Annotated in this window: 11 protein-coding genes and 1 pseudogene; 6 read left to right on the top strand and 6 right to left on the bottom strand. The window is 64.0% G+C overall.

The window, feature by feature from the left end; all coding sequences use genetic code 11:
- Positions 1–143 precede the first annotated feature (143 nt).
- The 5 genes from CSV86_RS01080 to CSV86_RS01060 all read left to right on the top strand — a co-directional run bounded on the left by CSV86_RS01080 (position 144) and on the right by CSV86_RS01060 (position 8663).
- On the top strand, positions 144–1295 hold the full coding sequence (locus CSV86_RS01080) for an efflux RND transporter periplasmic adaptor subunit (RefSeq protein WP_009401176.1): 1152 nt from the start codon (positions 144–146) through the stop codon (positions 1293–1295).
- Between the two features lie 3 nt (positions 1296–1298).
- The gene (ttgB, locus tag CSV86_RS01075) at positions 1299–4451 is read left to right on the top strand and encodes a multidrug efflux RND transporter permease subunit TtgB (protein WP_009401177.1); all 3153 of its coding nucleotides are present in this window, start codon (positions 1299–1301) and stop codon (positions 4449–4451) included.
- Entirely contained in the window at positions 4448–5881 is a 1434-nt protein-coding gene (adeC, locus tag CSV86_RS01070) for an AdeC/AdeK/OprM family multidrug efflux complex outer membrane factor (RefSeq protein ID WP_009401178.1), read from the top strand. The genes ttgB and adeC overlap by 4 nt, the downstream gene beginning before the upstream one ends.
- A 357-nt stretch (positions 5882–6238) precedes the next feature.
- On the top strand, positions 6239–7495 hold the full coding sequence (locus CSV86_RS01065) for an OprD family porin (protein WP_037060729.1): 1257 nt from the start codon (positions 6239–6241) through the stop codon (positions 7493–7495).
- Between the two features lie 238 nt (positions 7496–7733).
- Positions 7734–8663, top strand: a complete 930-nt coding sequence (locus CSV86_RS01060) for a LysR family transcriptional regulator (RefSeq protein ID WP_009401180.1) — start codon at positions 7734–7736, stop codon at positions 8661–8663.
- Here the strand turns inward: CSV86_RS01060 and CSV86_RS01055 are convergent.
- Positions 8649–9338, bottom strand: a complete 690-nt coding sequence (locus CSV86_RS01055; RefSeq protein WP_009401181.1) for a Crp/Fnr family transcriptional regulator — start codon at positions 9336–9338, stop codon at positions 8649–8651. The two genes, CSV86_RS01060 and CSV86_RS01055, sit on opposite strands and share 15 nt — an antisense overlap.
- Before the next feature lie 88 nt (positions 9339–9426).
- Between CSV86_RS01055 and CSV86_RS01050 the strand changes: the two genes are divergently transcribed.
- On the top strand, positions 9427–9951 hold the full coding sequence (locus CSV86_RS01050; protein WP_009401182.1) for an Mpo1 family 2-hydroxy fatty acid dioxygenase: 525 nt from the start codon (positions 9427–9429) through the stop codon (positions 9949–9951).
- A 90-nt stretch (positions 9952–10041) separates the two neighbouring features.
- Here the strand turns inward: CSV86_RS01050 and pcaC are convergent, their stop codons facing one another.
- From pcaC to pcaF, 5 genes and pseudogenes are all read right to left on the bottom strand, one after another.
- Positions 10042–10434, bottom strand: a complete 393-nt coding sequence (pcaC, locus tag CSV86_RS01045) for a 4-carboxymuconolactone decarboxylase (protein ID WP_009401183.1) — start codon at positions 10432–10434, stop codon at positions 10042–10044.
- 12 nt (positions 10435–10446) lie between these two features.
- Positions 10447–11237, bottom strand: a pseudogene (gene pcaD, locus CSV86_RS01040) (3-oxoadipate enol-lactonase).
- 11 nt (positions 11238–11248) lie between these two features.
- Positions 11249–12613 (bottom strand): 3-carboxy-cis,cis-muconate cycloisomerase, encoded by a 1365-nt coding sequence (locus tag CSV86_RS01035; protein ID WP_009401185.1) that lies wholly within the window; start codon positions 12611–12613, stop codon positions 11249–11251.
- Positions 12614–12658: 45 nt separating this feature from the next.
- On the bottom strand, positions 12659–13948 hold the full coding sequence (locus tag CSV86_RS01030) for an MFS family transporter (RefSeq protein WP_009401186.1): 1290 nt from the start codon (positions 13946–13948) through the stop codon (positions 12659–12661).
- Between the two features lie 122 nt (positions 13949–14070).
- The gene (pcaF, locus tag CSV86_RS01025) at positions 14071–15276 is read right to left on the bottom strand and encodes a 3-oxoadipyl-CoA thiolase (RefSeq protein WP_170394296.1); all 1206 of its coding nucleotides are present in this window, start codon (positions 15274–15276) and stop codon (positions 14071–14073) included.
- Positions 15277–15384 lie beyond the last annotated feature (108 nt).

Below are 15384 nucleotides of genomic sequence, written 5' to 3'. Positions count from 1 at the left end.
AAGGTAGCGGGTATTTACAAACAAGCATGAATGTAAGTATATTCCTTAGCATGCTACTTATCTAGCCGGACCCGTTAATTTTCCTTAATCCGTTTTCCATTATTCTTGAGCGTCTTCAGCTCTATTCTGACCCGAGGATCTTCATGCAACTCAAGCCAGCTGTTACCGCTCTGGTATCCGCCGTCGCCCTGGCAACACTGCTCAGCGGCTGTAAAAAGGAAGAAGCGGCGCCCGTGGCGCAGGCTCCTCAGGTCGGCGTCGTCACCCTCCAGCCGCAATCCTATACCCTCGTCTCCGACCTGCCGGGCCGCACCATCGCGTACCGGGTGGCGGAAGTACGTCCACAGGTCAACGGCATCATCCTCAAGCGCCTGTTCAAGGAAGGCTCGGAGGTGAAGGAAGGCCAGCAGCTCTACCAGATCGACCCGTCGGTCTACGAAGCGACCCTGGCCAGCGCCAAGGCCAACCTGCAATCGACCCGCTCGCTGTCCGATCGCTACAAGCAGTTGGTGGACGAACGCGCCATCAGCCGCCAGGACTACGACGATGCATTGGCCAAACGTTTGCAGGCTGAAGCCACGCTGAAAAGCGCCGAGATCGATCTGCGCTACACCAAGGTGCTCGCCCCGCTCAGCGGCCGTATCGGTCGCTCCGCAGTCACCGAAGGTGCCCTGGTCAGCAACGGCCAGGCCACGGCCATGGCCACCATCCAGCAGCTCGACCCGATCTACGTCGATGTGACGCAGTCTTCCGCCGAACTGCTCAAGCTGCGTCGCGAGCTGGAGAGCGGCAAGCTGAAGAAGGTTGGCGACAACGCCGCCGAAGTCAGCCTGAAGCTGGAAGATGGCAGCGATTACAAGCAGAAAGGTCGCCTGGAGTTCTCGGAAGTATCGGTCGACGAAACCACCGGCTCGGTGACCCTGCGTGCCGTGTTCCCCAACCCGGAACACAACCTGCTGCCCGGCATGTTCGTGCATGCCCGCCTGAACAACGGCGTCAACGAAACCGCCATCCTCGCGCCGCAGCAAGGCGTGACCCGCGACCTCAAAGGCCAGGCCACTGCCCTGGTGGTCAACCAGGACAACAAGGTAGAGCTGCGCCAGCTCAAGGCCAGCCGCACCGTCGGTAACGACTGGCTGGTGGAAGAAGGCCTGAATGCCGGTGACCGCCTGATTACCGAGGGCCTGCAGTACGTCAAGCCAGGCATCGAGGTGAAGGTCAGCGATGCGACCAACGTCAAGCCTGCCCAGCCAACCCAGGCCAGTGCCGCGAGCGCAGGGGCCAAAGGGGAGTAAACCATGTCGAGATTCTTTATCGATCGCCCGATCTTCGCCTGGGTGATCGCCCTGGTGATCATGCTGGTCGGGGCGTTGTCGATCCTCAAGTTGCCGATCAACCAGTATCCGAGCATCGCTCCGCCGGCGATCGCCATCGCCGTGACCTACCCGGGCGCTTCGGCGCAGACCGTGCAGGACACCGTGGTCCAGGTGATCGAGCAGCAGCTCAACGGTATCGACAACCTTCGCTATGTATCGTCGGAAAGTAACTCCGACGGCAGCATGACCATTACCGCGACCTTCGAGCAGGGCACCAACCCCGACACGGCCCAGGTCCAGGTGCAGAACAAGCTGAACCTGGCCACCCCGCTGCTGCCGCAAGAAGTGCAGCAGCAGGGTATCCGCGTGACCAAGGCAGTGAAGAACTTCCTGCTGGTGATCGGCCTGGTTTCCGAAGACGGCAGCATGACCAAGGACGACCTGGCCAACTACATCGTCTCCAACATGCAGGACCCGATTTCCCGCACCGCCGGTGTCGGTGACTTCCAGGTCTTCGGTGCCCAGTACGCCATGCGCATCTGGCTCGACCCGGCCAAGCTGAACAAATTCCAGCTGACCCCGGTCGATGTCAAAACCGCGGTCGCCGCACAGAACGTCCAGGTGTCCTCCGGCCAGCTTGGCGGCCTGCCCGCCCTGCCCGGCCAGCAACTGAACGCCACCATCATCGGCAAGACCCGCCTGCAGACCGCCGAGCAGTTCGAGAAGATCCTGCTAAAGGTCAACCGCGACGGTTCGCAGGTGCGCCTGGGCGATGTCGCCAAGGTCGGCCTGGGCGGTGAAAACTATGCGGTCAGCGCCCAGTTCAACGGCAAGCCGGCCTCCGGCCTGGCGGTGAAACTGGCCACCGGCGCCAACGCCCTGGATACCGCCAAGGCCCTGCGCAAGACCATCTCCGACCTGGAGCCGTTCTTCCCGCCGGGCATGAAAGCGGTCTTCCCGTACGACACCACGCCAGTGGTGACCGAGTCCATCAGCGGTGTGATCCACACCCTGATCGAAGCGATCGTGCTGGTGTTCCTGGTGATGTACCTGTTCCTGCAAAACTTCCGCGCCACGGTGATCACCACCATGACGGTGCCGGTGGTACTGCTTGGCACCTTCGGCATCCTCGCGGCGGCCGGCTTCAGCATCAACACCCTGACCATGTTCGGCATGGTCCTGGCCATCGGTCTATTGGTGGACGACGCCATCGTCGTGGTGGAAAACGTCGAGCGGGTGATGACCGAAGAGGGACTATCGCCCAAGGAAGCGACCAAGAAATCCATGGGCCAGATCCAGGGTGCGCTGGTGGGCATCGCCCTGGTGCTTTCGGCGGTACTGCTGCCGATGGCGTTCTTCGGCGGCTCCACCGGTGTGATCTACAAGCAGTTCTCCATCACCATCGTCTCGGCCATGGCCCTGTCGGTGCTGGTAGCGCTGATCTTCACCCCGGCGCTGTGCGCAACCATGCTCAAGCCGATCAAGAAAGGCGAGCATCACACCGCCAAGCGTGGTTTCTTCGGCTGGTTCAACCGCAACTTCGACCGCAGCGTGCAGAGCTACGAACGTGGCGTGGGCAACATGCTGCGGCACAAGGCGCCGTACCTACTGGCGTACCTGCTGATCGTGATCGGCATGGTCTGGCTGTTCACCCGCATCCCTACCGCGTTCCTGCCCGAGGAAGACCAGGGCGTTCTGTTCGCCCAGGTGCAGACCCCGGCCGGCTCCAGTGCCGAGCGCACCCAGGTGGTGGTCGACCAGATGCGCGAATACCTGCTGGACAAGGAAGCCGACACCGTTTCTTCCGTGTTCACCGTGACCGGCTTCAACTTCGCCGGCCGTGGCCAGAGCTCGGGCATGGCCTTCATCATGCTCAAGCCGTGGGGCGAGCGCTCCGCCGAGAACAACGTGTTCAATCTGGCGGCCCGCGCCCAGCAGCACTTCTTCAGCTTCCGCGACGCCATGGTGTTCGCCTTCGCCCCGCCTGCGGTACTGGAGCTGGGTAACGCCACCGGTTTCGACGTGTTCCTGCAGGACCGTGCCGGCGTCGGCCACAACAAGCTGATGGAAGCGCGCAACCAGTTCCTCGGCCTGGCGGCGCAAAGCAAGATTCTCTCGGCAGTACGTCCCAATGGCCTGAACGACGAACCGCAGTACCAGTTGACCGTCGACGACGAGCGCGCCAGTGCCCTGGGCGTGACCATCGCCGATATCAACAACACCCTGTCGATTGCCCTGGGTGCCAGCTACGTCAACGACTTCATCGACCGTGGCCGGGTCAAGAAGGTCTACATCCAGGGCGAAGCTTCGTCGCGGATGAGCCCGGAAGACCTGCAGAAGTGGTACGTGCGCAACGCGGCTGGCGAGATGGTGCCGTTCTCGTCCTTCGCCCATGGCGAATGGATCTACGGCTCGCCCAAGCTGTCGCGCTACAACGGCGTCGAGGCGGTGGAAATCCTCGGTGCGCCGGCTCCCGGCTATAGTACCGGCGAGGCCATGGCCGAAGTCGAGCGGATCATCGCGCAACTGCCGTCTGGTATCGGCTACTCCTGGACCGGCCTGTCCTACGAGGAGCGCCTGTCGGGCTCCCAGGCACCGGCCCTGTATGCCCTGTCGCTGCTGATGGTGTTCCTCTGCCTGGCCGCCCTGTATGAAAGCTGGTCGATCCCGATCGCGGTCATGCTCGTGGTGCCCCTGGGGATCATTGGTGCACTGCTGGCCACCAGCCTGCGCGGACTGTCCAACGACGTGTACTTCCAGGTGGGGCTGTTGACGACCATCGGCCTGGCGGCGAAAAACGCCATTCTGATCGTCGAGTTCGCCAAGGAACTGCACGAGCAGGGCCGCAGCCTGATCGACGCGGCCATCGAGGCCTGCCGCATGCGTCTGCGCCCGATCATCATGACCTCGCTGGCATTCATCCTCGGCGTGGTACCGTTGGCCATCGCCAGCGGCGCAGGCTCGGGCAGCCAGCACGCGATCGGTACCGGGGTGATCGGCGGCATGCTCACCGCGACCATCCTGGCCATCTTCTGGGTACCGCTGTTCTTCGTAAGCGTGTCGTCGTGGTTCGGCAGCAAGAAGCCGGAAGAAGACGCCACACCTGAAACCCCACGTTATGAGGCTGGGCAATGACCAAGTCCTTGATGTCCCTGGCGGTGACCGCGTTCATCCTGAGCGGTTGCTCGCTGATCCCCGAGTACAAGACCCCCGAGGCGCCGGTGGCGGCCCAGTGGCCGACCGGCCCGGCGTACTCGCCGGCCGAGTCGGCCCAGGTCGCCGCGGCCGAACAGGGCTGGCGCCAGTTCTTCCATGATCCGGCGCTGCAGCAACTGATCCAGAGCTCGCTGGAAAACAACCGCGACCTGCGTGTCGCGGCGTTGAACATCGACGCCTACCGCGCCCAGTACCGCATCCAGCGTGCCGACCTGTTCCCGGCGGTGTCGGCCGACGCCAGCGGTTCGCGCCAGCGGGTCCCGGCGGACATGTCGCAGACCGGTCGCTCCGGCATCACCAGCCAGTACTCGGCCACCGTCGGCGTCAGCGCCTACGAGCTGGACCTGTTCGGCCGGGTGCGCAGCCTCAGCGAGCAGGCCCTGGAAACCTACCTGTCCAGCGAGCAGGCGCGTCGCTCGACGCAGATCGCCCTGGTGGCCAGCGTCGCCAACGCCTGGTTCACCTGGCAGGCCGACCAGTCGCTGCTCAAGCTGACCGAAGAGACCCTCAAGACCTACGAAGAAAGCTTCAAGCTGACCCAGCGCAGCGCCGAAGTCGGCGTGGCGTCGGCGCTCGACCTGAGCCAGTCGCGCACCGCCGTGGAAGGCGCGCGGGTCAAGCTGGCGCAGTACCAGCGCCTGGTGGCCCAGGACCTCAACGCCCTGACCCTGCTGGTCGGTGCCGGGCTGCCGGTGAACCTGCCGGCGGCCAGGCCGCTGGACAGTGACCTGCTTTCGGAAATGCCTGCCGGCCTGCCGTCGGACCTGTTGACCCGGCGCCCCGACATCATGGAAGCCGAGCACCTGCTCAAGGCGGCCAACGCCAATATCGGCGCGGCCCGTGCGGCATTCTTTCCGCGCATCAGCCTGACCGCCAATGCAGGGACCCTGAGCCCGGACATGGACGGGCTGTTCAAGGGCGGTTCGGGTACCTGGCTGTTCCAGCCGTCGATCAGCCTGCCAATCTTCAATGCCGGTGCGCTGAAGGCCAGCCTGGATTACTCGAAAATCCAGAAGGACATCAACGTTGCCAGGTACGAAAAGACCATCCAGACCGCCTTCCAGGAAGTCTCCGATGGCCTCGCCGCACGCCAGACCTACAACGAACAGTTGCAGGCCCAGCGCGACCTGGTCGCCGCCAACCAGGATTACTACCGCCTGGCCGAGCGTCGCTACCGCATCGGCGTCGACAGCAACCTGGTGTTCCTCGATGCCCAGCGCAACCTGTTCAGCGCGCAGCAGGCACTGATCGGCGACCGGCTGTCGCAACTGGTCAGCGAGGTGAACCTGTACAAGGCACTGGGTGGCGGCTGGTACGAGAAGACCGGGGATGCCCAGGCTTCGCGTTGATGCTGTAGCGCTGTGAACAAAGAGCCCACCTCCCAGGTGGGCTTTTTTATCGGTGTTCACTCAAGGGCCTCATCGCTGGCAAGCCAGCTCCCACAGGTTCGGCGGTGTGGGAGCTGGCTTGCCAGCGATGAGGCCCTCAAGTCCACAGAGATTTCCTGAATAAATAAAACTAACTATTCAGTTAGTGTTCGATTATCGCCCAAAACCGCCTGTAACGAATTGATTCACCCCCGCCCCGCACAGCACCATCCTCCCTGCCGCTTGTCCCCAAGCACACCCAAAAAGCACGCAACCCGATCTGCGCCTTTCCAGTCGCAGCGGATGGTTTCGGCTTACATAAAAACAAGAGATACATCGATGAAGAACACTCCGCACACAGCACGGCACCTGCTTCCCGGCGTTCTCGCCATGACCTGCGCCCTCCCCGCCATGGCCGCTGAAAGCGGTTTTCTCGAGGACGCCAAGGCCAACCTCAACCTGCGCAACTTCTACATCAACCGTAACTTCGTCGACCCGGCCAACCCCCAGGGCAAGGCCGAAGAATGGACCCAGAGCTTCATCCTCGACGCCAAATCGGGCTTCACCCAAGGCACCGTCGGCTTCGGCGTGGATATCCTCGGCCTGTACTCGGTCAAGCTCGATGGCGGCAAGGGCACGGCGGGCACCCACCTGCTGCCGGTGCATGACGATGGCCGTCCGGCCGACGACTTCGGCCGTCTCGGTGTGGCCCTGAAAGCGAAGATCTCCAAGACCGAACTGAAGGTCGGCGAATGGATGCCAGTGCTGCCGATCCTGCGTTCCGACGACGGCCGCTCACTGCCGCAGACCTTCCGCGGCGGCCAGGTCACCTCCCAGGAAATCGACGGCCTGACCCTCTATGCCGGCCAGTTCCGCGGCAACAGCCCGCGCAACGACGCGAGCATGGAAGACATGTTCATGAACGGCAAGGCGGCCTTCACCTCGGACCGCTTCAACTTCGCCGGCGGTGAGTTCACCTTCAACGAAAAGCGCACCATGGTCGGCCTGTGGAACGCGCAACTGAAGGACATCTACCAACAGCAGTACATCAACCTGGTGCACAGCCAGCCGCTGGGCGACTGGACCCTGGGTGCCAACCTCGGCTACTTCCTCGGCAAGGAAGACGGCTCGGCCCGCGCCGGCGACCTGGACAACCGCACCGCCTCGGCCATGCTCTCGGCCAAGTACGGCGGCAACACCTTCTACGTCGGCCTGCAGAAAGTCAGCGGTGACGATCAGTGGATGCGGGTCAACGGCACCAGCGGCGGAACACTGGCCAACGACAGCTACAACTCCAGCTTCGACAACGCCAAGGAACGTTCCTGGCAGTTGCGCCACGACTACAACTTCGCTGCCCTCGGCGTGCCTGGCCTGACCCTGATGAACCGCTACATCAAGGGTGACAACGTGCATACCGCTACCGTCGACGACGGCAAGGAATGGGCGCGGGAATCGGAGCTGGCCTACGTGATCCAGTCCGGCACCCTGAAGAACCTGTCGGTGAAATGGCGCAACTCCACGATGCGCCGGGACTACAGCACCAATGCCTTCGATGAGAACCGCCTGATCATCAGCTACCCGATCAGCCTGCTCTGACCCTTGGGGCGGCGGCGGCCCCTCTCTCGCCGTCGCCCGTTTTGCTTATGCAATACCGAGCTAACCAGTCAAGAATTAATTCTTGGACGAAATAAGCATCTGGCTTTACAACACCGGTTTTCATCGGTGATGCCGAGGGCAGTACACGACGCGCTTGTAGGAGCGTGGCTTGCCCGCGAAGGACCGCGCAACGGTCCCATTGGCAACACTGCCCCGCCCTGAAACACCGGTACTTCAAATGGATCTCCGCCAACTGCGCTATTTCATCGCGCTCAACGATCACCGCAGCTTCGTGCGTGCCGCGGAAGCCATGGGCATCACCCAGCCGGCCTTCAGCCGCAGCATCCAGGGCCTGGAACAGGAACTGGGCTGCATCCTGGTAGATCGCGGCAACAAGGACCTGCGCCCGACTCCCGAAGGCCAGATGGTCCTGCAGCACGCCTTGCGCCTGGTCCAGGGCGCCAACCAACTTAGCAACGACGTGCGTCGCATGACCAAGCTCGATGCCGGCGAACTGCACTTCGGCGCAGGCCCCGCCCCCGCCGTAGACCTGGTGCCACGTGCCCTGACCAGCTTCCTCAAGGCCCATCCCCGGGTACAGACGCGCCTGCGCGTGGACAACTGGGAAAACCTGAGTCGCGCTCTCAGCCGCGAAGAAATCGAGTTCTTTATCGCCGATATCCGTCATTTCGAAGCCGACCCGAACTTCCAGACCCGCGCCCTGACTCCCCGCCGCGGCCTGTTCTTCTGTCGGCCGGGACATCCGCTGCTGAGCAAGGACAGCCTGTCCACCAACGACCTGTTCGACTATCCGCTGGCCACGCCGCAGATACTCCCCGGCGCACGCAAGCTGCTGGCCAACCTCAGCGGCAAGACCGACTTCTCGCCCCAGGTACAGACCGAGCACCTGCCGACCCTGCTGAAGGTGGTGCTGGACAGTAATGCCATCGGCATCGGTCCGGAAGAAGCCTTCGCCAACGAGATCGCCACAGGGGAGCTGGTGGAACTGCATTGGCGCAACCTGCCGGTGAACCAGGAAAGCCTCAAGGCCCGCTGCGGCATCGTCAGCCGCAGCGGTTATCGGCTGTCACCGGCGGCGCGGGCGATGATCGAAACGCTGGTGCAGCTCGACCACCAACCGGCGGCCAACGAACTAGCCCTTGGCTAGCTGCTCGAGACGGGCGCTATCGACAATCTCGATCTCGCCGTAGCCCAGGCGCAGCGCGCCTTCCTGCTGCAGGTTCTTGAGGATCTGGTTAGTGGTCTGGCGTGACAGCGAGAGCATCAGCGCCAGTTGCTCCTGGGACAGGTGCAGCACCCGCCGGGGGCCGTCCACCTCGCCGTAGCCTGCGGCCATCTGCAGCAGGCGGAAGGCCACGCGAGGCGCGGCCCCCATCAGGCTCTGCTGCTCCAGCGCGACGAAGGCCAGGCGCAGCTTGTGGCTCATGAGCAGGGCGAACTCGCGCCAATAGCGGGGCTGCTCGTCGAGCAACGCCTGCACGCTGGCCTGCGGCACCCGCAACAGCCGGGTCGCGCCTTCGGCATAGGCGTCGTGGGTGCGCGGCTGGCCGTCGAACAGGCAGATCTCACCGAACCAGTGCGGCGCCTCGACCAGGGTCAGCAGTGCTTCCTTGCCATCGGCGCTCAACGCTCCGATGCGTATCGCCCCGGACAACACCGCATACAGGCCGCAGGGCGCATCGCCGCGCTGGAACAGGCGCTCGCCTGCGGCCAGCACCAAGGGCCGGGCGGCCTCCAGCAGGCGGTCCTGCAAGGCAGGCGATAACTGCCTGAACCAATGACCGTGTTGCAACTGTTCGCGCCAGGCGTGGGTATCGTTCATCCGGAGCCTCGGAAGCGACTGTCGGGCAGGCGACAGACTGGGGCGGGCCCGCCGGGCATGCTGGGTCATCCCTGACGGAGGAACAACAATGAAAAACCTCGTTGAACATCTGAGTCAATACGCCAGCTACCACCGTGATCCGCGCAATATCGCCACGCACTTCGTTGGCATCCCGATGATCGTGGTGGCGGTGACCGTGCTGCTGTCGCGGCCGGGTGTCGAACTGGGCGGGTTGTGGCTATCGCCGGCGTTGCTGGTGGCGTTACTGTCGATGGGGTTCTACTTGCGGCTGAACCTGAACCTGGGCGTGCTGATGACCGGGCTGTTGCTGTTATGCCTGTGGGCCGGGAAAGTGCTGGCGCTGCAGAGCACCGGGGTGTGGCTGGGAGCCGGGCTGGGGCTGTTTTTCGTGGGCTGGGTGATCCAGTTCGTCGGGCACTACTACGAGGGACGCAAGCCGGCGTTCGTCGACGATGTCAGCGGGCTGATCGTCGGGCCGTTGTTCGTGGTGGCGGAGTTGGCGTTCATGTTCGGGCTGTTGCCGGCGTTGAAGGCAGACATCGAGCGGAACGCGGGGCCGGTTCGTGTTCGGCAGAAGAAAGCGACTGCCTAACTTTGTGGGAGCGGGTTTACCCGCGATTGCAATGGTGAATTCACCGACGTAATCGCGGGTGAACCCGCTCCCACAGGGTACGCGTCGTTCTTAGGTACGCGATTCGACCCCAAGCTCATCCCACACCGACTCAGCCAGGTGGAAGGTGGCATTGGCCGCGGGAATGCCGCAGTAGATCGCGCTTTGCATCAGCACTTCCTTGATCTCGTCGCGCGTTACGCCGTTGTTGGCGGCGGCGCGCAGGTGCAGCTTGAGCTCTTCGTTGCGGTTCATGCCGATGAGCATGGCGATGGTGATCAGGCTGCGGGTGTGGCGCGGCAGACCCGGGCGGGTCCAGATATCACCCCAGGCGTGCCGGGTGATCATTTCCTGGAACTCACTGTTGAATTCGGTGAGGTTGGTCAGGCTGCGATCAACATGGGCATCGCCCAGCACCGCACGGCGAACCTGCATGCCGGCGTCGTAACGTTGTTTCTCATCCACGGGTACAGCTCCTCAACGGGCCAGCAGGAAATCGATGACGCGGCGGCTGAACGGCTCGCCCACTTCGACGTTGGACAGGTGGGCGGCATGGAACTCGGCGTATTCGGCACCGGGCACATGCTCCTGGATGAACAGCCCGCCCGATGGCGGCGTGACCGCATCGGCGGTACCGGAAATCACCAGCAGCGGCGCCTTGATCTCGCCGAGTCGATCGCGAAAATCGGCATCGCGCACGGCCGCGCAGTTAGCTGCGTAGCCTTCGGGCGAAGTGGCCGCGAGCATATCGGTGATGCGCTTGGCCGACTCGGGGTTGGCTTCGGAATACGCCGGGGTGAACCAGCGCGCGATGGAGGCATCGCGCAGGCCGACCATGGCCGCCTCACGGTCACGCAGCACGGTTTCGATCCGCGGGTTCCAGACCTCGGGCGAAGCGATCTTCGCGGCGGTGTTGCACACCACCAGGCAGTCCAGGCGCTCGGGGCGTTGATCCCCAGCCACTGGCCAATCAGGCCGCCCATGGACAGGCCGCAGAAATGCGCCTTGTCGATCTCCAGCGCATCCAGCAGCGAGAGCACGTCGCGCCCCAGTTGCTCGATGCTGTACGGCCCTTCGGTGACCAGCGACTGGCCATGGCCACGGGTGTCGTAGCGCAGCACACGAAAGTGCGCGGCGAACGCCGGGACCTGGGTGTCCCACATATGCAGGTTGGTGCCCAGCGAGTTGGACAGCACCAGCACCGGTGCGCCTTCAGGACCGTCGAGCTGGTAATTCAGAACGCCATCGGCGAGTTGTACGCTTCCCACAGCAGCCTCCTTCAGGCTTTGAATCGTTGATGTTCGGCCACTGCACGCTCGACCCAGGCCTTGGCCTGGCCGAGGTAGTTGGCCGGGTCGAGCAGGCGGTCGAGTTCTTCGGCGGACAGTTCCGCGCTCACCTGGGCATCGTCGCCGAGCACCGCGCGCAAGTGACGCTGTTCGGCCACCGCACGCTTGCAGCAGGTTTCCAGCAGATGGTGCGCATGGTCGCGCCCGAGGCGCTGGGCGAGGACGATACTGACGGCCTCGGCCAGCACCAGGCCCTGGGTCAGATCGAGGTTGCGGCGCATGCGCTCGGCATCCACTTCCAGGCCCTCGGCAATGATCCGCGCCTGACGTAGCGCTCCGGAGACCAGGCAGCAGATTTCCGGCAGGGTTTCCCATTCGGCATGCCACAGGCCGAGGCTGCGTTCGTGCTCCTGAGGCATCGCCGAGTACAAGGTGGCGATCAGGCCGGGCACGCGGGTCGCGGCACCGATCAGCACCGCCGCGCCAACCGGGTTGCGCTTGTGCGGCATGGTCGAGGAACCGCCCTTGCCCGGCGCCGACGGCTCGAACACCTCACCGGCTTCGGTCTGCATCAGCAGGCTGACATCGCGGCCCATCTTGCCCAGGCTGCCGGCGACCAGGCCGAGGACCGAGGCGAATTCGACAAGACGGTCGCGCTGGGTGTGCCAGGGTTGTTCCGGCAAGCCCAGCTTGAGCTGGTCGGCCAGGGCCTCGGCGATCGGCAGCGCCTTGTCGCCCAGCGCCGCCAGGGTGCCGGAGGCGCCGCCAAACTGCAGGGTCAGCAGGCGCGGCCTGAGTTCGGCCAGGCGCTGGCGGCTGCGGTCGAGGGCGCCGAGCCAGCCGGCGATCTTCATGCCCAGGGTTACCGGGGTCGCGTGCTGCAGCCAGGTGCGCCCGGCCAGCGGGGTGTCGGCATGGGCGCTGGCCTGTTTGGCAAGCACGTCGGTCAGTTGTGCCAGCTCGTCTTCGATCAGGGCCAGTGCGTCGCGCAGTTGCAGGACCAGCCCGGTATCCATTGCATCCTGGCTGGTAGCGCCCAGATGCACATAGCGCTCGGCTTCGGCCACACCGCTGGCGATGACCTTGCCCAATGCCTTGACCAGCGGGATCGCCGAGTTGCCAGCGCTGCCGATGGCCTCGGCCAGTGCAGCAAAATCGTAGCGTTCGGCCTGGCAGGCCATTTCGATGGGCGCCACCGCTACCGCCGGGATTACGCCGACGGCGGCTTCGGCGCGGGCCAGGGCGGCCTCGAAATCGAGCATGCCCTGGACCCGGCCACGGTCGGAGAAGATCTCGCGCATGGCCGGCGCGGTGAAGTAGGCATCGAACAGCTGGTTGCCCGGACGTGGTTGCATGTCTGGTCCTTCAACAGGACGCGCTGCGCGCAGCGCGTCGATAGGTCAATGATCGTGGTGCAGGTACGCGGCCTGCTTCGGCAGGCGCAGGCTGAACAGGAAGGCAATCGCCATCATCGCGGTAACGTACCAGTAGAACGCGTTTTCAACATGGGCAGCCTTCAGGCTCAGGGCGACGAACTCCGCCGAACCGCCGAACACCGCGTTGGCCACGGCATAGGCCAGGCCAACACCCAGCGCCCGGACCTGGGGCGGGAACATCTCGGCCTTCACCAGGCCGCTGATGGAGGTGTAGAAACTGACGATGGCCAGGGCCAGGGTAATCAGCACGAAGGCCAGGAACGGGCTGGTCACGGTTTTCAAGGCCATCAGGATCGGCACGGTGAACAACGTGCCCAAGGCACCGAACAGCAGCATCGAATTGCGCCGGCCGATACGGTCGGACAGCATGCCGAACAGCGGCTGCATGCACATGTACAGGAACAGCGCGCCGGTCATGATGAAGCTGGCGGTCTTGGCGCTCATCCCGGCGGTGTTCACCAGGTACTTCTGCATGTAGGTGGTGAAGGTGTAGAAGATCAGCGAGCCGCCGGCAGTGTAGCCAAGTACGGTGATAAAGGCCGCGGCGTGGTTGCGGAACAGGCCCTTGATGCTGCCGGCTTCCTTGTCGCTACGGGTTTCGGCACTGCTGGTTTCCTCCAGGGAGCGGCGCAGCAGCAGGGAGATCACCGCGGCGATGGCGCCGATCACGAAGGGAATCCGCCAGCCCCAGGCACGCAGCTCGTCCTCGGTCAGCAGCTGTTGCAGGATCACCACCACCAGCACCGCCAGCAACTGGCCGCCGATCAGGGTCACATACTGGAACGAGGCGAAGAAACCGCGTTGGCCACGCAAGGCCACTTCACTCATGTAGGTCGCGGTGGTGCCGTATTCGCCACCGACGGAAAGGCCCTGGAACAGCCGCGCCACCAGCAGCAGCGCCGGAGCCATCACGCCGATGCTGGCGTAGGTCGGCAGGCAGGCGATCACCAGCGAACCGGCGCACATCATCAGCACCGAGATCATCATCGAATTCTTGCGGCCATGGCGGTCGGCAATGCGGCCGAACAGCCAGCCACCGATCGGGCGCATCAGGAAGCCCGCGGCGAACACGCCGGCGGTATTGAGCAATTGCACCGTGGGATCGTCGGACGGGAAGAACGCGGGGGCGAAGTAGATGGCGCAGAAGGCGTAGACGTAGAAGTCGAACCATTCGACCAGGTTGCCCGAGGACGCACCGACGATGGCGAAGATGCGTTTGCTGCGTTCTTCGCCGGTGTAATAGCTTGAGGTCATGACTGCATACTCCTGGAGTGTATTAACGAGTCTAGACACACCCGGTAACACTCTCGTTCCGCCTGACAATCACCCCGGACGACCGGCCTTGCGTGGAGGCCGTCCGTCCGGGGTCATTGGTTTTACACGCGCTCGATGGCCAGTGCGAGGCCTTGGCCGACGCCGACGCACATGGTCGCCAGGCCTTTGCGGCCACCGGATTTTTCCAGTTGGTGCAAGGCGGTCAGGATCAGACGCGCACCGCTCATGCCCAGCGGGTGGCCGAGGGCGATGGCGCCGCCGTTCGGGTTGACCTGCGGCGCGTCATCGGCGAGCCCCAGGCCGCGCAACACCGCCAGGCCCTGGCTGGCGAAGGCTTCGTTAAGCTCGATCACATCGAAATCGCTGACCGCCAGGCCCAGGCGCTCGGTGAGCTTGAGCACCGCCGGAACCGGACCGATCCCCATTACCCGGGGCGCCACACCGGCACTGGCCATGCCCAGCACGCGGGCACGCGGGGTCAGCCCGTGTTTCTTCACCGCTTCGGCGGAGGCGAGGATCATCGCGGCAGCACCGTCGTTGACACCCGAGGCATTGCCGGCGGTGACGGTCTTGTCCGGGCCATTGACCGGTTTCAGCTTGCTCAGGATTTCCAGGGTGGTGTCCGCGCGCGGATGCTCGTCATGCTCGACCACGGTCTCGCCCTTCTTGTGGGCAATACGTACCGGGACGATCTCCTCGGCAAAGAAACCGGCGGCCTGTGCCGCCGCGGTGCGCTGCTGGCTGCGCAGGGCAAAGGCGTCCTGGTCGGCGCGGGAAACGTTGTAGTCGTCGGCGACGTTATCAGCGGTTTGCGGCATGGCGTCTACGCCGTATTGCGCTTTCATCAGCGGGTTGATGAAACGCCAGCCGATGGTGGTGTCTTCCAGCTTCATGTTGCGCGAGTAAGCGCTTTCGGCCTTGCCCATGACGAACGGTGCACGGGACATGGACTCAACGCCGCCAGCGATGGCCAGTTCCATCTCGCCGCTGGCGATGGCGCGGAAGGCAGTGCCCACCGCGTCCATACCCGAAGCGCAGAGACGGTTGAGGGTCACGCCCGGCACGCTCTCCGGCAGTCCGGCCAGGAGCAGCGCCATGCGCGCCACGTTGCGGTTGTCTTCACCGGCCTGGTTGGCACAGCCGAGGAAGACTTCGTCGATCTGGTCCCATTGCACGGTCGGGTTGCGCTCGATCAGCGCCTTCAGCGGGACTGCCGCCAGGTCGTCGGCGCGCACGCCGGCCAGCCCGCCGCCGAAACGGCCGATGGGTGTACGAATGGCGTCGCAGATAAATACATCACGCATCAAGGCTTCTCCTGAGTTCCGGCGCTATGGGCAGGGTGGTATGGAGATGAGAGTACGGCGGGGGTTGGAGCGGTTCAATCCGATAATCGGCATAGAGTTCGATTATCGAAC

The sequence above is a fragment of the Pseudomonas bharatica CSV86 genome (genome assembly GCF_000319305.2).
GTDB lineage: Bacteria > Pseudomonadota > Gammaproteobacteria > Pseudomonadales > Pseudomonadaceae > Aquipseudomonas > Aquipseudomonas bharatica.
Note: the sequence above shows the minus strand (reverse complement) of the source record. Positions and strands in the feature narration are given on the sequence as shown.

Coding starts and splice junctions, on each gene's coding strand:
- CSV86_RS01080 (WP_009401176.1), top strand. CDS start 144: ATGCAACTCAAGCCAGCTGTTACCGCTCTGGTATCCGCCGTCGCCCTG.
- ttgB (WP_009401177.1), top strand. CDS start 1,299: ATGTCGAGATTCTTTATCGATCGCCCGATCTTCGCCTGGGTGATCGCC.
- adeC (WP_009401178.1), top strand. CDS start 4,448: ATGACCAAGTCCTTGATGTCCCTGGCGGTGACCGCGTTCATCCTGAGC.
- CSV86_RS01065 (WP_037060729.1), top strand. CDS start 6,239: ATGAAGAACACTCCGCACACAGCACGGCACCTGCTTCCCGGCGTTCTC.
- CSV86_RS01060 (WP_009401180.1), top strand. CDS start 7,734: ATGGATCTCCGCCAACTGCGCTATTTCATCGCGCTCAACGATCACCGC.
- CSV86_RS01055 (WP_009401181.1), bottom strand. CDS start 9,338: ATGAACGATACCCACGCCTGGCGCGAACAGTTGCAACACGGTCATTGG.
- CSV86_RS01050 (WP_009401182.1), top strand. CDS start 9,427: ATGAAAAACCTCGTTGAACATCTGAGTCAATACGCCAGCTACCACCGT.
- CSV86_RS01035 (WP_009401185.1), bottom strand. CDS start 12,613: ATGCAACCACGTCCGGGCAACCAGCTGTTCGATGCCTACTTCACCGCG.
- CSV86_RS01030 (WP_009401186.1), bottom strand. CDS start 13,948: ATGACCTCAAGCTATTACACCGGCGAAGAACGCAGCAAACGCATCTTC.